This is a genomic window from Stenotrophomonas sp. YJH_SMC_32 (genome assembly GCF_059369975.1).
In genome coordinates this window covers 46201-64522 of sequence record NZ_JCAFTE010000002.1, presented here as the reverse complement: position 1 = coordinate 64522, position 18322 = coordinate 46201, and the positions used below count along the sequence as shown (strand labels likewise).

General features: G+C 66.5%; 15 protein-coding genes. 10 read left to right on the top strand and 5 right to left on the bottom strand.

Features of this window, described 5'->3' with window-relative positions; translation table 11 throughout:
- Positions 1–47: 47 nt before the first annotated feature.
- On the bottom strand, positions 48–1544 hold the full coding sequence (locus AC5P7S_RS04235; protein WP_095377742.1) for an aminotransferase class III-fold pyridoxal phosphate-dependent enzyme: 1497 nt from the start codon (positions 1542–1544) through the stop codon (positions 48–50).
- Positions 1545–1754: 210 nt separating this feature from the next.
- Between AC5P7S_RS04235 and queA the strand changes: the two genes are divergently transcribed.
- From queA to fabV, 6 genes are all read left to right on the top strand, one after another.
- Positions 1755–2822 carry a tRNA preQ1(34) S-adenosylmethionine ribosyltransferase-isomerase QueA gene (queA, locus tag AC5P7S_RS04230; RefSeq protein WP_095377741.1) on the top strand — a complete coding sequence of 356 codons (1068 nt, stop codon included), beginning with the start codon at positions 1755–1757 and terminating at the stop codon, positions 2820–2822.
- Between the two features lie 121 nt (positions 2823–2943).
- The gene (tgt, locus tag AC5P7S_RS04225; protein WP_014646826.1) at positions 2944–4074 is read left to right on the top strand and encodes a tRNA guanosine(34) transglycosylase Tgt; all 1131 of its coding nucleotides are present in this window, start codon (positions 2944–2946) and stop codon (positions 4072–4074) included.
- Between the two features lie 133 nt (positions 4075–4207).
- On the top strand, positions 4208–4552 hold the full coding sequence (gene yajC / locus AC5P7S_RS04220) for a preprotein translocase subunit YajC (RefSeq protein WP_005416201.1): 345 nt from the start codon (positions 4208–4210) through the stop codon (positions 4550–4552).
- Between the two features lie 61 nt (positions 4553–4613).
- Positions 4614–6470: a protein translocase subunit SecD gene (gene secD, locus AC5P7S_RS04215; RefSeq protein ID WP_170944912.1), complete on the top strand. Its 1857-nt coding sequence runs from the start codon at positions 4614–4616 to the stop codon at positions 6468–6470.
- A gap of 16 nt (positions 6471–6486) precedes the next feature.
- Positions 6487–7467 (top strand): protein translocase subunit SecF, encoded by a 981-nt coding sequence (gene secF, locus AC5P7S_RS04210; protein ID WP_065185182.1) that lies wholly within the window; start codon positions 6487–6489, stop codon positions 7465–7467.
- Between the two features lie 650 nt (positions 7468–8117).
- On the top strand, positions 8118–9377 hold the full coding sequence (gene fabV / locus AC5P7S_RS04205; RefSeq protein WP_005416204.1) for an enoyl-ACP reductase FabV: 1260 nt from the start codon (positions 8118–8120) through the stop codon (positions 9375–9377).
- A 108-nt stretch (positions 9378–9485) separates the two neighbouring features.
- Here fabV and AC5P7S_RS04200 read toward each other — a convergent pair whose 3' ends face one another.
- The 3 genes from AC5P7S_RS04200 to AC5P7S_RS04190 all read right to left on the bottom strand — a co-directional run bounded on the left by AC5P7S_RS04200 (position 9486) and on the right by AC5P7S_RS04190 (position 13376).
- Positions 9486–11555, bottom strand: a complete 2070-nt coding sequence (locus AC5P7S_RS04200) for an EAL domain-containing response regulator (protein WP_005416205.1) — start codon at positions 11553–11555, stop codon at positions 9486–9488.
- Positions 11556–11646: 91 nt separating this feature from the next.
- A complete protein-coding gene (locus tag AC5P7S_RS04195) occupies positions 11647–12831 on the bottom strand; it encodes a BaiN/RdsA family NAD(P)/FAD-dependent oxidoreductase (RefSeq protein WP_005416206.1) in 1185 nt (394 codons plus the stop codon).
- Positions 12828–13376 (bottom strand): YaeQ family protein, encoded by a 549-nt coding sequence (locus AC5P7S_RS04190; protein ID WP_095377739.1) that lies wholly within the window; start codon positions 13374–13376, stop codon positions 12828–12830. The genes AC5P7S_RS04195 and AC5P7S_RS04190 overlap by 4 nt, the downstream gene beginning before the upstream one ends.
- 124 nt (positions 13377–13500) lie before the next feature.
- Between AC5P7S_RS04190 and AC5P7S_RS04185 the strand changes: the two genes are divergently transcribed.
- Positions 13501–14370: a pseudouridine synthase gene (locus AC5P7S_RS04185; protein WP_053500894.1), complete on the top strand. Its 870-nt coding sequence runs from the start codon at positions 13501–13503 to the stop codon at positions 14368–14370.
- Between the two features lie 13 nt (positions 14371–14383).
- Here the strand turns inward: AC5P7S_RS04185 and AC5P7S_RS04180 are convergent, their stop codons facing one another.
- Entirely contained in the window at positions 14384–14872 is a 489-nt protein-coding gene (locus AC5P7S_RS04180) for a YaiI/YqxD family protein (RefSeq protein ID WP_095377738.1), read from the bottom strand.
- 302 nt (positions 14873–15174) lie between these two features.
- On the opposite strand from AC5P7S_RS04180, the gene AC5P7S_RS04175 reads away from it, so the two are divergent.
- The 3 genes from AC5P7S_RS04175 to AC5P7S_RS04165 all read left to right on the top strand — a co-directional run bounded on the left by AC5P7S_RS04175 (position 15175) and on the right by AC5P7S_RS04165 (position 17859).
- Positions 15175–15384, top strand: coding sequence for a cold-shock protein (locus tag AC5P7S_RS04175; protein ID WP_005416210.1), 210 nt, complete (start codon positions 15175–15177; stop codon positions 15382–15384).
- 187 nt (positions 15385–15571) lie between these two features.
- Positions 15572–16261, top strand: a complete 690-nt coding sequence (locus AC5P7S_RS04170; protein ID WP_005416211.1) for a glutathione S-transferase family protein — start codon at positions 15572–15574, stop codon at positions 16259–16261.
- 32 nt (positions 16262–16293) lie between these two features.
- Entirely contained in the window at positions 16294–17859 is a 1566-nt protein-coding gene (locus AC5P7S_RS04165) for a protein adenylyltransferase SelO (RefSeq protein WP_095377737.1), read from the top strand.
- The last annotated feature ends 463 nt before the right edge of the window (positions 17860–18322 follow it).

The window sequence follows — 18322 nt, the reverse complement described above, 5'->3', positions numbered from 1 at the left end:
TTGGCAGCGGCTCCTGCCGCTGCCTCCGGTTCTACCAAAGCGATGGCTTACGCCGCCGCGGCCTGCTCGCGGCGCGGGCCTTCACGCAGGGCACGGCCCACCATGGCCACCAGCAGGTCCAGCTCCTGGCTGTCCATGCCGAAGTGCGGGGTGAAGCGCAGCGAGTTCTCACCACCGTGAATCACGTTGATGCCGTGCTGGCGCAGCCATTCCTCGGTGGAGTTGGCGCCATAACACTTGAACTGCGGGGCCAGCTCGCACGAGAACAGCAGCCCGGTGCCCTGCACCTTGGTGATCAGGCCGCCCAGCTCGCTCTTGAGCTGTTCCAGCTTGCGCACGGCCTCGGCACCGCGCTCGGCGATGTTGGCGCGTACCTGTGGGGTCAGCTGTGCCAGGGTGGCGCAGGCGACGTCCAGCGCACGCGGGTTGCTGGTCATGGTGTTGCCGTAGATGCCCTTGCGGTACAGCTGCGCAGCATGCTCGGTCACCGCCAGCACCGACAGCGGGTACTGCGCGGCGTTGAGCGCCTTGGAATAGGTCTCCATGTCCGGCGGGTCAAGGCCTTCAAAGCCCGGGTAATCGACCACCGACAGCACGCCATGCGCGCGCAGGCCGGCCTGGATCGAGTCGAGCAGCAGCAGGCTGCCATGCGCACGGGTCAGCTCACGGGCAACGGCATAGAACGACGGCGGCACCGAACGGCCCGGGTCGCCTTCGCCCATCACCGGCTCCAGGAATACGGCTTCGATGAACCATTGGTTGCGTGCAGCATCCTCGAACACCTTGCGCAGGCCGGCCTCGTCGTAAGGCGCCACGGTGATCACCGAGTCCTCGCCACGGTAGCTGGCCAGGTGGTGCATGTAGCTCTTGCGGCTGGAATCCGAATAGAGGGCAGGGCGGTCGGTACGGCCATGGAAGCTGCCCTTGACCACCACGCGCTTGATCGTAGCGCCGGCGTGACGTGCGCCAGGATCGGTCTGCAGCTTGGCGTTGACGTCGGCGATGCGCGCGGCCAGGCCGACGGCTTCGGAGCCGGAATTCAGGCACATGAAACGGGCGAACGGGCAGCCGCCACGGCGGTGGCCGATCTCGGCGCGCAGGGCGGTGATGAAGCGCTGCTGCGACAGGCTGGGGGTCATGATGTTGGCCATCACCTGTGGGCGCGCCATGGCCTCCAGCACGGCGTCCGGGGTGTGCCCGAAGCCGAGCATGCCGTAGCCGCCGGCGTCGTACAGCACGGCGCCCTTCAGGGTGACCACCCATGGGCCGCGCGCGGCCAGCGCCACGTACGGGGTCACCGCGTCATCGGCATAGAAATTGACGAATCCGTCCTGCATCGCGTCGATCTGTGCCTGTTCGTCCTGTGCCAGCAGCGGCCCCAGGTCGGCCTGCACGCGCGCGAATTCCTCGGCGGCGGCGTCCACTGCGGCGATCAGCTGCGGGTGGTTGGCGGACAGGGCGGTCAGGGTGGCATCGTCCAGGCCGGTAGTGAGGCGGGTGCCGGGCTGGTTGCGCAGGGGGGCGAGGCGTTCGATGAAGCTCATTGCAGATCTCCTGAAACAATGGGTCGCACGGGCCATCAAAAGCAAAACGCGCGTCATCACGCGCGCTTGGGGCAGGCTCGTGCAGCGGACTTCCGGTTCGATGCTAGCACTTGTTTTTTTGCGCGATAACCCCGCAGAAACCTGCTGCATAGCAGCATTTTGCGCGACGTTCGCCGCGAAGTGCGCCGGCTCGCAGACGCTGGACGTACAATGCGCGCCATTGTCGACCTGTTGCCGCCCACCGCCTTGAAGAAGTCCGATTTCCACTACGACCTGCCGGCTGAACTGATCGCGCAGGCTCCCCTGGCCGAACGCTCCGCCAGCCGCCTGCTGCTGGTACCGCCGGCACCTGCCGCCTTCACCGACCTGCAGGTGCGTGACCTGCCGTCGCTGCTGCAGCCGGGCGACCTGCTGGTGTTCAACGACACCCGGGTGATTCCGGCGCGCCTGTTCGGGCAGAAGGCCAGCGGCGGCCGCGTGGAGATCCTGATCGAGCGCCTGCTCGGCGGTCAGCAGGCGCGTGCGCAGGTCGGCGCCAGCAAGTCGCCGAAGGCCGGCAGTCGCATCGCGCTGGATGCCGGTGGCGAAGCCGAGGTGCTGGGCCGCGATGGCGAGTTCTACGTGCTGCAGTTCCATGTGCCGGAGTCGCTGGAGCAGTGGCTGCTGCATGCCGGCCGCCTGCCGTTGCCGCCCTACATCCAGCGCGAGCCGGGCGTGGACGACCGCGAGCGGTACCAGACCGTGTTCGCGCGCGAGGTAGGCGCGGTGGCGGCACCTACCGCCGGCCTGCATTTCGACGAGCCGCTGCTGGCGGCGCTGAAGGACAAGGGCGTGGAGTTCGGCCACGTCACCCTGCATGTGGGTGCGGGCACCTTCCAGCCGGTGCGCGCCGATGACCTGAAGGACCACGTTATGCACCGCGAGTGGCTGAACGTCGGCGCCGAACTGGTGCAGCAGGTGCGGCGCACGCGCGCCGGCGGCGGCCGGGTGATCGGCGTCGGCACCACCGTGGTGCGCGCGCTGGAAAGCGCGATGCGCGATGGCGAGCTGCTGCCGTTCGCCGGCGAGACCCAGATCTTCATCACCCCGGGCTACCGCATCCGCAGCGTCGACGCGATGGTGACCAATTTCCACCTGCCGGAAAGCACGCTGCTGATGATGATCTCGGCGTTTGCAGGCAAGGACCGCGTGTTCGAGGCCTACCGGCACGCGATCGAGCAGCGCTACCGCTTCTTCAGCTACGGCGACGCGATGCTGCTGTTCCCGCAGGCGGGCTGAGCGGGCAGGGCGGCTTGGGAGGGCAGGGCCCCTGGGAAGCCGGGGCACCTGTGGGTGCGCACCTTGGTGCGTACGCCTTCTTGGGAGACAATAGACAACTATTTGCCCGAATGACCGCTCCATGTCCCGACTGCAGTTCCAGCTCCAGACCCGCGATGGCCGTGCCCGCCGTGGCCGCCTGACCTTCCCGCGTGGCACGGTGGAAACGCCGGCCTTCATGCCGGTGGGGACCTATGGCTCGGTCAAGGGCATCCTGCCGGACCAGGTGCGGGCGCTGGGCGCCGAGATCATCCTCGGCAACACCTTCCACCTGTACCTGCGCCCGGGCCTGGACATCATCGCCGACCACGGCGGGCTGCACGGCTTCTGCCGCTGGGATGGCCCGATCCTGACCGACTCCGGTGGTTTCCAGGTGTTCTCGCTGGCCCATCGACGCAAGATCACCGAGCAGGGCGTGACCTTTGCCTCGCCCACCGACGGCGCCCGCGTGTTCCTCGGTCCCGAGGAGAGCATGAAGATCCAGAAGGTGCTCGATTCGGACATCGTGATGATCTTCGACGAGTGCACCCCATACCCGGCCACCGAAGACGTTGCCCGCCGTTCCATGGAGCTGAGCCTGCGCTGGGCCCAGCGCAGCCGCAACGCGCATGACGAGCTGGGCAACGACGCGGCCTTGTTCGGCATCGTCCAGGGGGGCGTGCACACCGACCTGCGCAGCCGCTCGGCCGACGCCCTGCAGGCGATCGGCTTCGACGGCTACGCCATCGGCGGCCTGGCCGTGGGCGAGCCGGAGCACGAGCGCAACGCCATGCTCGACCACCTGGATCCGGAGCTGCCGGGCGACCGCCCGCGTTACCTGATGGGCGTGGGCCGGCCGGAGGACCTGGTCGAGGGTGTCGCACGTGGCGTGGACATGTTCGACTGCGTGATGCCGACCCGCAATGCGCGCAACGGCCATTATTTCACCTCGTTCGGCACCGTCCGCATCCGTAATTCCCAGTACGCGCGCGACATGGACCCGATCGAGCCGGGCTGCGGCTGCGTGGCCTGCACCGGTGGCTATACCCGTTCCTACCTGCGCCACCTGGACCGCTGCAACGAGATGCTGGCGCCGATGCTGGGCACCCTGCACAACCTGTTCTATTACGAAAAGCTCATGGCCGACATCCGTGCGGCCATCGAGGCGGGAACCTTCCTGGCCTTCCGTGAGTCTTTCTACGCGGCACGCGGGGCGGTGGCCCCGCCCCTCTAACCCGGACGCCCCCTGCCGAACGGCCCAAGGACGAACGCCCGGGGCCGTGGCATACTTCAAGGCTGACCCAGATCCGCGGTCGACACCCCCGCCCCTCAAGGGACGGGAGCGCCGCCCAACCAAAGGACCAACGATGAACCTGCTTGCTTTCCTGATTCCCGCCGCCCACGCCCAGGCCGCCGGCGGCCAACCGCAGGGCATGGGCCTGACCACGCTGCTGTTCCCGATCATCCTGATCGCCATCATGTACTTCCTGATGATCCGCCCGCAGATGAAGCGGCAGAAGGAGCACAAGGCCATGCTGGAGAAGATCAAGCGCGGCGATGAAGTGCTGACCAACGGCGGCATCGCCGGCAAGGTCACCGACATCGGCGACCACTTCATCACCGTCGAAGTGGCCGACAACGTGCGCATCCGCGTGCAGAAGGGCGCTGTCGGTAGCGTGCTGCCGACCGGCACCCTGGATTCGGCCAAGTAAGCCACTCCCTTTCCGAAGCACAACCGCGGCGCCGGGGATGGCGCCGCGCGGGACCCAAGCAATGCTCGAATTTCCACGCTGGAAGTACGTCGTCATCCTGATCGTACTGGCGCTCAGCGCGCTGTATGCGCTGCCCAACATCTACCAGAAGGACCCGGCCATCCAGATCACCGCCAACCGTGGCGGGCAGATCGACGATGCGCTGCGCGACCGTGTGCTGGCCGACCTGAAAAAGGCCGGCATCGCCACCATCGGTGCCGAAAAGGAAGGGGAAAGCCTGATCGTCCGCCTGTCGGACCTGAAGTCGCAGTCCGCTGCCAGCGACGCCCTGCGTGACACCGTCGGCGAGAAGTACACCGTGGCGCTGAACCTGGCTTCGACCGTGCCGGACTGGCTGGCCAACCTCGGCGGTCGCCCGATGGTGCTGGGCCTGGACCTGCAGGGCGGCGTGCATTTCGTGCTGCAGGTCGACCAGAAGGCTGCTCTGGACAAGCGCCTGGACGCCTACACCGAAGACGTGCGCAGCACCCTGCGTGACGCGCGCATTGCGTACCAGTCGGTCGAGCGTCGCGCTGACAACACCATCGTGGCCAACCTGAGCCCCTCGGCCGGTGACGATGCCGCTGCCAACGCCCGCGCGGCGCTGGTCAAGTCGCAGCCCACCCTGGGTTACGACGTCAGCGGCAGCCGCATCACGGTGACCATCCCGGACACCGAGATCTCGCAGATCGCCAACGGCGCCATCGAGCAGAACATCAACACCCTGCGCAACCGCGTGAACCAGCTGGGCGTGGCCGAGCCGATCATCCAGCGCCAGGGTGCCGACCGTGTGGTCGTGCAGCTGCCGGGCGTGCAGGACACCGCCGAAGCCAAGCGCATGATCGGTGCCACCGCCACCCTGGAGTACCGTGCGGTGGTTGAAGGCAATGCGCAGGACGCCATCAACTCCGGCCGCATTCCGCCGGAAGCGAAGGTCTACCAGCAGCGTGACGGCCGCGGCCCGATCCTGCTGAACAAGCGCGTGATCGTCACCGGCGACCAGATGGTCGGTGCGCAGGCGGTGACCGATTCGAACAGTGGCTCGCCGGCGGTCAGCGTGACGCTGAACAACGTCGGTGGCCAGCGCATGTTCGACTTCACCAGCGCCAACGTGAACAAGCCGATGGCGGTGGTCTACACCGAGCGCGTGCCGACCGTAACCGTCGTCGACGGGCAGGAAGTGCGTGGCTTCAAGGTCAACGAGGAAGTGATCTCGGTGGCCAACATCAACGGCGTGTTCGGCAAGAACTTCCAGACCACCGGCCTGCAGAAGAAGGAAGCCGAAGACCTGGCCAAGCTGCTGAAGTCGGGTTCGCTGGCTGCGCCGATGGACTTCGTCGAGGAGCGCGTGGTCGGCCCGAGCCTCGGCGCCGAGAACGTCAAGAACGGCATGCGCGCGGTGGTGTTCGCGTTCCTGTTCACCCTGGTGTTCTTCAGCGTGTACTACCGCATGTTCGGTGTGATCACCTCGGCAGCGATGCTGTTCAACCTGCTGATCGTAGTGGCGGTGATGTCGCTGTTCGGTGCCACCATGACCCTGCCGGGCTTTGCCGGCCTGGCGTTGTCGGTCGGCCTGTCGGTGGACGCCAACGTGCTGATCAACGAGCGTATCCGTGAAGAGCTGCGAGCCGGTGTGCCGGGCAAGACGGCGATCGTGACCGGTTACGAGCGTGCCTCGGGCACCATCCTCGACGCCAACCTGACCGGCCTGATCGTCGGCGTGGCGCTGTTTGCATTCGGTACCGGTCCGCTGAAGGGCTTCGCGCTGACCATGATCATCGGTATTTTCGCCTCCATGTTCACCGCGATCACCGTGTCGCGTGCGCTGGCGACGCTGATCTACGGCCGTCGCAAGAAGCTCCAGAACGTGGCCATCTGACGGGACGACACGCACAATGAAACTGTTTCCGCTGCACATCCTCCCGAACGACACCAAGATCGACTTCATGCGCTGGCGCCATGTCGCCATGGCAGTCACCATCGTGGTGTTCCTGGCCTCGGTCGCCATCATCGGCATCAAGGGCTTCAACTACGCGCTGGACTTCACCGGCGGCACCCTGATCGAAGCCCGCTTCGACAAGGCGGTGGATGTTGAGCAGGTCCGCACCAAGCTCGAGCAGAGTGGCTTCGAAGGCGCCCAGGTGCAGAGCGTGGGTGGCAACACCGACCTGCTGATCCGCCTGGCCCCGCACGGCGAGCATGCTCCGGGTACCGGCGACGCCGCCCACGAGGACAAGGCCACGGCCGCTGCCGTGGTGAAGGCGTTGTCCACTGCCGACAATCAGGCCACCGTGCTCCGCAACGAGTTCGTGGGCCCGCAGATCGGCAAGGACCTGGCGATGAATGGCCTGTATGCCACCATCTTCATGCTGGCCGGCTTCCTGATCTACATCGCAGTGCGCTTCGAGTGGAAGTTCGCGGTCACCGCCAGCATCGTGGCGATGTTCGACCTGATCGTGACGGTCGCTTACGTGTCCCTGCTGGGCCGTGAGTTCGACCTGACCGTGCTGGCCGGCCTGCTGTCGGTGATGGGCTTTGCGATCAACGACATCATCGTGGTCTTCGACCGCGTCCGTGAGAACTTCCGCAGCCTGCGCGTGGATTCGATGGAAGTGCTGAACCGTTCGATCAACCAGACGCTGTCGCGTACGGTGATCACTGCGGTGATGTTCTTCCTGTCCGCGCTTGCCCTGTACCTGTACGGCGGCAGCTCGATGGAGGGCCTGGCCGAGACGCATATGATCGGTGCGGTGATCGTGGTGCTGTCCTCGATCTTGGTGGCGGTGCCGATGCTGACGATCGGTTTCCTGCGCGTCAGCAAGCAGGACCTGCTGCCGAAGGCGAAGGACGTTGAGGCCCTGGCCCGTCGCCCGTAACCGTTCGCGCTGCACGCAACCCACAGAGAACCCCGCGCAAGCGGGGTTTTTTGTGTTGCAGGGCTTGCAGCCCTGCACCCACGGTAGTGCCGGCCGCTGGCCGGCAACAGCAACAGCAACAGCAACAGCAACAGCAAGAGCGTGCCTTCCGTGGGTGGGCGGGGCGGTGTCGGAGTGCGGGGACGCCGCAAGTACGTCCGTGTAGGCTTGGCAGCCGCATCCATGCGGCTGACACCCCGCACTCCGACACTGCCCCACCTCTGACAGATCCCCACGGCTGTGGGTAGATGTCGACCTGGGTCGACACATTTGTCAGATATCGAAACAATTCTGGGGTCAGATCCGTTTTCCTTCAGAAAACGGATCTGACCCCAAGAGCTGTTCCGACAGATCGCGGAAGACTGTCAAAGGCGGGGTGGGCCCGGTTGTGGGCCTCAGTAGCCCGGCTTTTGACGTTGCTGTTGAGGTTGCCGGCCAGCGGCCGGCACTACCGCAGGTGCAGGGTGCAACCCTGCAAAAGAAACACCACCCTACGCCAGCGTCGGTTGTGCATTCGGCCCCCGCGCACTACGATCCTGCGGTTCGCGCGCGTGCGCGCCCTTACTCCTGCTGAGCGCCCCGCGCGCCGCATCTGCCAACCCGAGGTATCCATGGTCATCAAACCGCGCGTCCGCGGCTTCATCTGCGTCACCACCCACCCGACCGGCTGCGAGGCCGCGGTCAAGCAGCAGATCGACTACATCCGTGCGCGCCCGCCGATCCAGAACGGTCCCAAGCGTGTGCTGGTGATCGGCGCGTCCACCGGCTACGGCCTGGCTGCACGCATCACCGCTGCCTTCGGCAGTGGTGCTGCCACCCTCGGCATCTTCTTCGAACGCCCGGGCAGCGAGACCAAGCCGGGTACCGCGGGCTGGTACAACTCGGCCGCGTTCCACAAGTACGCCGACGAAGCCGGCCTGTACGCCAAGAGCATCAATGGCGATGCCTTCTCCGATGAAGTGAAGGCGAAGACCATCGAAATGATCAAGGCCGATCTGGGCCAGGTCGACCAGGTTGTCTACAGCCTGGCAGCGCCGCGCCGCAAGCACCCGAAGACCGGCGAGATCATCAGCTCCACGTTGAAGCCGATCGGCGAGCCGATCACCCTGCGCGGGCTGGATACCGACAAGGAAGTGATCACCGAGACCACCCTGCAGCCGGCCACCCCGGAAGAAATCGCCGGCACCGTCGCGGTGATGGGCGGCGAGGACTGGCAGATGTGGATCGATGCGCTGGCCGATGCCGGCGTGCTGGCCAATGGTTGTACCACCACGGCCTTCACCTACGTGGGCGAAGAGATCACCCAGGCGATCTACTGGAATGGCTCGATCGGCGCGGCCAAGAAGGACCTGGACACCAAGGTGCTGGGCCTGCGCGAAAAGCTGGCGAAAATCGGCGGCGACGCACGCGTGTCGGTGCTGAAGGCCGTCGTGACCCAGGCCAGCTCGGCCATTCCGACCATGCCGCTGTACCTGTCGCTGCTGTTCAAGGTGATGAAGGAAAAGGGCACCCACGAAGGCTGCATCGAGCAGCTCGACGTGCTGTACGACATCCTTTACGGCGGCAAGTCCGATGGCGTGGCGGTCGATCGCCTGCGCCACGACCTGGTCGATGGCGACGGCCACACCGTCGCGCTGGTCGATGAGGAAGGCCGCCTGCGTGCGGACTACAAGGAAATGGCCGCAGACGTGCAGGGCAAGGTGGTCGCGCTGTGGCCACAGGTGACCAACGAGAACCTGTACGAAATCAGCGACCTGGCCGGTTACAAGGCCGACTTCCTGCGTCTGTTCGGTTTTGGCGTGGAGGGCGTCGACTACGAGGCCGACGTCAACCCGGACGTGAAGATCGGCAACCTGGTCGACATGACCTGATCAGGCAGAAGGCCGGCGAAAGCCGGCCTTCTCGTTTGGTAGTGCCGGCCGCTGGCCGGCAACCCCGGGTACCTGAGGCTGCCGGCCAGCGGCCGGCACTACCCTCGGTTACCCGAATTCGAACCCCATCTCCGGCAACGCCGGGCCGACAAAGTCGCCCTGCACGTAATCCACGCCGGCACTGAACAGCAGCGTCATCGAGTTGGCATCGCTGACGAATTCGGCGATGGTGCGGATGCCCGCTTCCTGAGCACGCGCAGTGATCTGGCTGATGCGGTCGATGTTCTCGCGGGTGGCAGCCAGGTCGCTGGTGAAGCCCCGGTCCAGCTTGAGGAACTGCGGCTGGAAGTGGGCCAGCAGCTGGAACGAGTCCAGCCCGGAACCGAACTGCTCCAGGCCGATGCGGCAGCCCAGTGGCGCCACTTCGGCAAGGAATTGCTGTGCACTGCGCAGGTGGGTGAACACCTTCGCTTCCGGTGCATGCAGCCACAGCCGTTCGCCGGGCACGCCCTGTGCCTGCAGTTCGCGGTGCAGGGTGGCGATCATCTGTGGGTCATCGAACGATTCCGGCGTGACCTTCACCAGCACCTGGGTGGCATGACCCGCACGCGCGCGTTCACCCAGCACCGCGATCGCCTGCGAGACTACCCAGCGGTTGATGTCGGCCAGCAGGCCGTGTTCCTCGGCGATGCCCAGGAACGCGGTCGGGCTCAGCAGCTCGCCATTGTTTTCCAGGCGCAGATAGGCTTCGTACAGCTCCAGTGGTTCGCCCTGCAGGTTCAGCACCGGCTGGTAGTGAAGCTGGAAACCGTCGCCGGCCAGCGCCTCGCGGATGCGCGCCACCCAGCGCTGCACACGCTCTTCCTCGACACGGTCGGCGGCAGCGGGGTCGAAGATGCGGCAGGTGTTACCCAGCTCGGCTGCAGCCTGGGTGCATTCGCTGGCGCGCGCCAACACCTGGCCGATGCTGGCGATCTTCTCACCGACCTGTACGCCACCGATGCTGACCGTCACCGTGGCCGAGCGTGCGCCGATGCTGAAGACGTGCGCGGCGTAGGCTTCTCGGATGCGCTCGGCCAGCGCCACGGTCTGTGCGTAGGGTCCGGCCTGCAGCACGGCGAAATTGTGTTCGCCGAAACGGGCCAGTTGCGCGTCCTCGCCAACCACTTCGGCCAGCAGGGCGGCGAGGGCGCCGATCAGGGTATCGGCCGAGGCCAGGCCGATATCCGGCAGCAGGCGCGCGTAGTGGTCCGGCTCGATCAGCAGCAGGCCGAACTGGCCCTCGCTGCGCCCGGCCTGGGCCACCGCGCTTTCCAGCTGCAGCATGAAGGTCGGGCGATTGAGCAGGCCGGTGACCTGGTCGCGCTGGCGCAGGTCCTCGACCTCGCGTGCCAGCTCGGGGTCGAACTCCATGCGGCGGCGGAGCACCACCTGCAGGCAGGACTCGCCTTCGTAGGTGGCCGCCGCAAATTCCATCGTCGCCGGGAACGCACTGCCGTCCTGGTGGCGCGCGTCGAGCTGGTACTGCGGCGGCGGCGCCTCGCCACGGCTGAGGCCCTTCAGCAGCTGCTTGAAGCCCTCCACGTGTTGGGCAGCGACCATGTCCAGCAGCGAAATGCCTTCGATGTCGTCGAATTGCTCGTAGCCGAACATCTCCAGATAGGCGTCGTTGGCGCGGATGTGCATGCCTTCATGCACGTAGGCGATGGGGTCGCGCGAGGAGGCGATCAGCGCGTCGCAGCGGCGCTCGGTCTCGCGCATCTGCGCCTCGATGCGGCGCAGGCCGCGGCGTGCCTGCAGGTCGACCCACTGGTCGCGGACCACGGCGAGCAGGTGCTCGGGGCGCTGGCGCAGGGCGAGGGCACGGATGCCATGGCTGCTGGCCTGCACCAGTTCGTCCTCGTCGATGCGCTCGGCCAGCAGCACCAGCGGGATGTCCTTGCCGCTGGCGGCGATGTGCTGGGCTGCCAGCTGCAACGGAATGCCCTGCGACGGCGAGGCCAGCACCAGGTCGATGGCCTGGCTGGTCAGCACCTGGGCCAGCTCGGCCGCATCCTGCGGGCGCCACGGGCGTACCGCGATGCCGCTGTTGCGCAGGGTGCTGACGATGGCTTCGGCATTCTCGCCGCTGTCATCGACGATCAGCAGGCGGATGGTGATGTCGTTCGCGTTCTGCATGCACTGCTCCCCAATCTGCGAATCTAGATACACGATGCGCGGCGAACCGTCCATGCGCGTACCCCTTGCGCGCATGGAACGGCGAAGTGGTTCACACCACGCCGCCCGCTGCGTGGCCGCTGGCCCAGGCCCATTGGAAGTTGTAGCCGCCCAGCCAGCCGGTCACGTCCAGCACCTCGCCAACGAAGTGCAGGCCGGGGACGCGCTTGGATTCCATCGTTGAGGATGACACTTCGGCGGTGTCCACGCCGCCCAGGGTGACCTCGGCGGTGCGGTAGCCTTCGGTGCCGCTGGCCACCAGCGGGAATGCGCCCAGCAGCTGCGCAGCCTGGCGCAGCACCGGCTCGTCCAGCTGGCGCACGGGGCGGTCGGGCAGCCAGTGCTCGCACAGGCGCTGCGCCAGCCGCTTCGGCAGTACCTCGCCCAGCACCGTGCGCAGCTCGGCGGCGGGGCGGTCGCGCTTCATCTGGCGCAGCCACTCGCCCGCATCCTGGCCCGGCAACAGGTCCAGCTCCAGCGCATCGCCGGGCCGCCAGAACGAAGAGATCTGCAGGATGGCCGGACCGCTCACGCCACGGTGGGTCAGCAGCATGAAGTTCTGGAAGCTCTTGCCGTTGCAGCGCGCCTCGATCGGTAGCGCCACGCCGCTGAGGTCGGCCAACCGTTCCTGGTGCTTGCCGCTGAGGGTCAGCGGCACCAGCCCGGCGCGGGTCGGCAGCACCTGGTGGCCGAACTGGCGGGCCACTTCATAGCCAAAGCCGCTGGCCCCCATGCTGGGAATCGACAGGCCGCCGGTGGCAACCACCAGCGAGGCGCAATGGAACAGCCCGTGCGTGGTGTGCACGCGGAAACCATCGCTGCCGTGCTCGATGCGCTGCACGCTGCAGTCGGTACGGATCTGCACGCCGGCCGCCTGGCATTCGTCCACCAGCATTTTCACGATCTGCTTGGAGGAGACATCGCAGAACAGCTGCCCCAGTTCCTTTTCGTGATACGCGATGCCGTGCTTGTGCACCAACTCGATGAAGTGCCAGGGCGTGTAGCGGGCCAGCGCCGACTTGCAGAAGTGCGGGTTGGCCGACAGGAAGTTGGCCGGGGTGGTGCCGGTGTTGGTGAAGTTGCAGCGGCCACCGCCGGACATCAGGATCTTCTTGCCGACCTTGTTGGCATGGTCGATCACCTGCACCTGGCGGCCGCGCTGGCCAGCCGTGATCGCGGTCATGAGCCCGGCTGCGCCGGCGCCGATGACCACCACGTCACAACGGATCGTGCTCATGCCTTGGCGCGCTTGCGCCAGGTCGGGATCACGTCGAGCTGCATCTGATCGTTGAGCAGCTGCACTTCACCGTCCTGGATCAGCACGCTCCAGCGCATCGCGCGCTGGATCTGCTGGCCCCACAGTTCTACGAAGGCACCGTCGAGGTCGACCACCGAGAGGTTGTCGAAGCGCGCCAGGCCCTTGGCCTGCTTGCCCCACCAGATCTCCGAGGCGTTGCCGCCATAGTTGACCACCTGCACCTGGCGGCTGCGGTTGCTGGCCTTGCGGATGCGCGATTCGTCCGGATGGCCCAGGTCGATCCACTGCAGGATGTCGCCGGTGTAGTCGTGTTCCCACAGATCGGGTTCGTCATCGGTGCTCAGGCCGCGGCCGAACTCCAGGCGGTCGCCGGCGTTCAGTGCGAAGGCGAGCAGGCGCACCATCAGGCGCTCGTCGGTCTCGGACGGATGCTGGGCCAGGGTCAGGTTGTGGGTCGCGTAGTAGCCGCGATCCATGTCGCTGATCTGCAGTTCGGCCTTGCGGATGGTGGCGGTAAGAGCCATGGGGGGTCCGTGGACTAAAGACGACAATGATAGAGGTTTGCTCCGGGGGTGTCCGTGGCTGGGCTGTCTGCATGCCGTCAACGGTGGCACTCTTGAGGTCTTTCCTGTGGCCGGAGTGGACGCCATGAGCCTGCCCAGTCGGTTGCAGCTGCCGCCCGGCCCCTGGGCCACCCTGCTGGATGGCCTGTGTGCACGTTTCCCGCGCATCGCGCCCGCGCAATGGCAGGATCGCTTCGCGCGTGGCCGTGTGCTGGATGCGCAGGGCAGGGCGCTCACTGCGGACATGCCCTGGCAGGTCGGGCGGGAGATCCAGTACTTCCGCGAGGTGGCCGACGAACCGGTGATTCCCTTTGTCGAAACCATCGTCCATCTGGATGCGCACCTGCTGGTGGCCGACAAGCCGCATTTCCTGCCGGTGACACCTGCGGGTGGGCATGTGCGCGAGACGCTGCTGGCGCGGCTGGTCGCCCGCACCGGCAATGCCGATCTGGTACCGCTGCACCGGCTGGATCGGCTGACGGCCGGGCTGGTGCTGTTCTCGACCCAGCGAGCGTCGCGCGATGCTTACCAGCGCCTGTTCCGTGAGCGGCGCATCGAGAAGACTTATGAGGCCCTGGCACCGGCGCTGCCGGGGCTGGCGTTTCCGTTGCAGCGGGACAGCCGGTTGGTGCCGGGCGAGCCGTTCTTCCGCATGTCCGAAGTGCCCGGTGAGCCCAATGCGCGCAGCCGGATCGAGCTGATCGAGGCCGAAGGGCCGATCTGGCGCTACCGGCTGCTGCCGGAGACCGGCCGCAAGCATCAACTGCGCGTGCACATGGCCATGCTGGGGGCGCCGATCATGGGTGACGACCTGTACCCGCAGCTTCGGCAACGTCCGCCGAACGTCGCCGAGGCGCCGCTGCAGCTGCTGGCGCGGGCCCTGGCCTTCGACGACCCATTGAGCGGCGAACGACGGGCGTTCAGCAGCGGCCGCAGCCTGAGCCTTCCGGCTTAGCGCGGCCAGGCGCTCAGCGGGCCGGGCGTCGCGCCAGCCAGCGGTCCAGCTCGGCGGCGAACAGCTGCCGGTCGCGGGGACCCAGGGGCGGCGGTCCGCCGGTCTGGACCCCGGCGCCGCGAAGTTCCTCCATGAAATTGCGCATCGACAGCCGCTCGGCCATGTTGTTCGGGGTGTACAGCTGGCCGCGCGGGTTCAGCGCCACGGCCTTCTTCTCCAGCACCAGCGCGGCCAGCGGGATGTCCTGGGTGACGACCAGGTCTCCGGCGGCGACCCGCTCGACGATGGCGCTGTCGGCCACGTCCAGGCCCTGCGGTACCTGGATCGAGCGCAGCCAGCGCGACGGCGGGGTGCGGATCCACTGGTTGGCGACCAGGGTCAGCTCGATCCCGACCCGTTCGGCGGCCCGGAACAGGATGTCGCGAATGACAGTGGGGCAGGCGTCCGCGTCCACCCAGATGCGGGGAGACGCGTGTTCAGCGGGGATTTCAGCTTCAGTCATTTACCCAGTGTAGGGTAGGAAAAACCTGAATGGGGGCTCGGGGTTAGCCGCGATTGGCTGCCAACCCTTGTCACGCCTAGCGGGTGACGTGTTCCCATGAACGTCGGGACTATCGCTTTTTGCAGAAAACACGCGTATCGTGCGACCCACTGTGTTTGCTAGGGTCACCGTGAATCGTGGCCTGGTGCAGTTGATCTCACGATCCGCTCATCGATCCGCTTTACCAACGCCTGCAACTCAGTCTCGGCCCCGATACCCGGTGGCTGCGATTTTTTTCAACATGTGTTTCAGGAGTTAGTAAAATGTCTGAACGTCAGACCGGCACCGTCAAGTGGTTCAACGACGCCAAGGGCTTCGGCTTCATCACCCCGGAAAGCGGCCCGGACCTGTTCGTGCACTTCCGCGCGATCCAGGGCACCGGCTTCAAGACCCTGCAGGAAGGCCAGAAGGTTACCTTCATCGCCGTCCAGGGTCAGAAGGGTATGCAGGCTGACCAGGTGCAGGCGGTCTAATCCGTCTGCTACCGTTGGGTAGCCAGAACGCCGGAGGCGAGAGCTTCCGGCGTTTTTTTATTGCCCGCTGTTTTTTGTAGAGTCGAGCCACGCTCGACTGTTCTCAAGGACAGTGGAGCAGGGCTCGACTCTACAAAGGGCATGCAGCCGGCGCGGTAGGATGGCGGCCTTCCCAAGGATCGTCCCCATGCGCATCGTTCATCACCTGGAAAACTCCCGTTCCCTGCGCGTGCTGTGGATGCTGGAGGAGTTGGGGCTGGACTACGAACTGCGCCGCTATCCGCGCGATCCGAAGACGCTGCTGGCGCCGCCGGAACTGCGCAACGTGCATCCGCTCGGCAAGTCGCCGGTGCTGCAGGATGGCGAGCTGGTACTGGCCGAGTCCGGGGCGATCCTCGACTATCTCGCTGACCGTTACGACGCGCAGCGCCAGCTGTCGCCGTCACCGATGCCGGCCGACGGCACCGAACGCATCGCGTACCGCTACTGGCTGCACTATGCCGAAGGCTCGGCGATGCCGCCGCTGCTGCTGACCCTGGTGATGGGCCGCATCCGTAATGCGCCCATGCCATTCTTCGCACGCCCGATTGCACGCAGCATTGCCGACAAGGCCGAGCGGGGCTTCGTTGGGCCGCAGCGGCGCCTGCACCTGGACTGGATGGAGCGCCGCCTGGCCGAAAGCCCATGGTTTGCCGGCGAGCGCTTCAGTGCGGCCGACATCCAGATGAGCTTCCCGATCCAGGCTGCTGCCGCGCGCGGTGGCGGTCTCGACGGCAAGCCGGCACTGCGTGGCTTCCTCAAGCGCATCAGCGAGCGGCCTGCTTACCAGCGCGCCGAGGCCCACGGTGGCCATCTGCAGGCGCTCAGCGGCAATTGAGGTCGGCGGCGGTCGCCCCCACCTCCAGAGTCATGGATACCGACAGCCCCCGTTTCGACAACCGCCTGCTGCATGCCCTGCCGGGTGACCCCGAATCCGGCCCGCGTCGCCGTGAAGTGCTGGGCGCGGCCTGGTCGCCGGTGATGCCGACGCCGGTGGTGGCGCCCACGTTGCTGGCGTGGTCGCCTGAGGTTGCCACGATGCTCGGCTTCGATGCTGCCGAGATCGAGAGCGAAGGCTTCGCCGATGTATTCGGCGGCAACGCGCTGTACGCCGGCATGCAGCCATGGGCCGCCAATTACGGTGGCCATCAGTTCGGCCATTGGGCCGGCCAGCTCGGCGATGGGCGTGCGATCTCACTGGGCGAGCTGGTGGCACCCGATGGCCGCCACTGGGAGCTGCAGCTGAAGGGGGCCGGGCCGACGCCTTACTCGCGCGGTGCCGATGGACGGGCAGTGCTGCGCTCGTCGATCCGCGAGTTCCTGTGCAGCGAAGCGATGCACCACCTGGGCGTGCCGAGCACGCGCGCGTTGTCGCTGGTCGGCACCGGCGAAGAGGTGGTGCGTGACATGTTCTATGACGGCCACCCGCGTGCCGAGCCTGGCGCCATCGTGTGCCGGGTGTCGCCGTCGTTCCTGCGCTTTGGTTCCTTCGAACTGCCGGCGTCGCGGGGTGAAACCGCCCTGCTGCAGCAGCTGGTCGATGCCTGCATCGCGCGCGACTTCCCCGAGCTTGAAGGGCAGGGCGAGGCCCTGTACGGCGACTGGTTCGCGCAGATCGCGGTGCGCACTGCCGAGATGATCGCGCACTGGATGCGTGTCGGCTTCGTGCACGGCGTGATGAACACCGACAACCTGTCCGTGCTCGGTCTCACACTGGATTACGGCCCCTATGGCTGGGTCGAGGATTTCGATCCGGACTGGACGCCGAACACCACCGACGCCCAGGGGCGCCGCTACCGCTTCGGCACCCAGCCGCAGGTGGCGTACTGGAACCTGAGCCGATTGGCCCAGGCGCTGTCGCCGCTGTTCGCCGATGTCGCACCGCTGCAGGCGGGCCTGGCGGCCTTCCAGTCCACCTTCGTGGCCTGCACGCGTCGCGATGCCGCGGCAAAGCTGGGGCTGGCCGCGGCCGACGATGACGACCTGCAGCTCTACCAGCGCTGGCAGCAGCTGATGCAGGAGGGTGCCATGGACATGACCCTGGCCTGGCGCGCACTGATGCGCATCGACCCGTCGGCAGCGGACGCTACGGTTCTGGACGCGGTGTACTACGACGAGGCGCGGCGACAGGCAGTGCAGGCACCGTTGCAGCACTGGCTGCAGGACTACGCGGAGCGCCTGCGCAGCGATCCGCTGCCGGCCAGCGAACGCGTGGCGAAGATGACGGCGGCCAACCCGCTGTACGTGCTGCGCAACTGGTTGGCGCAGGAAGCGATCGACCGCGCAGAGCAGGGTGACCTCGGCGGTGTGCATGCGCTGCAGGACGTGCTGCGAGACCCATACACCGAGCGCGCAGGGCTCGAGCACTTCGCTGGCAAGCGCCCGGCGTGGGCCGACAACCGCGCCGGTTGCTCGATGCTGTCCTGCAGTTCCTGAGGGTGGGTTTCGGCAGGGCTGCGCCCTGCACCCGCAGAGGCCAGGTCAACAGCCAGAGCAAAAGCTGGATTCCGTGGTTTGGCGGGGCGGTGTCGGAGTGCGGGGACGCTGCAAGTACGTCCGTGTAGGCTTGGCAGCCGCATCCATGCGGCTGACACCCCGCACTCCGACACCGCCCCACCTCCGACAGATTCCGGCGGCTGTTGGTAGGTGTCGACCTTGGTCGACACGGTAGATCCAGGCCATGCGTGGATGCTCTTCATTCAATTCTCGAAATATTCGATTTCGATGGAGATTCATCCGCGCATGGCGTGGATCCACGACAGATCGCAGGACTCTGTCGAAGGCGGGGTGGGTCCGGTTGCGGGGGCGTGAGCCGCATGGGCCCGAGGCACGCCTCGGGCGGGTTGGGCAGGACGCCCAACCCCGGTCTTGCCGTGTGCGCAGGACAGCGCACACGAGC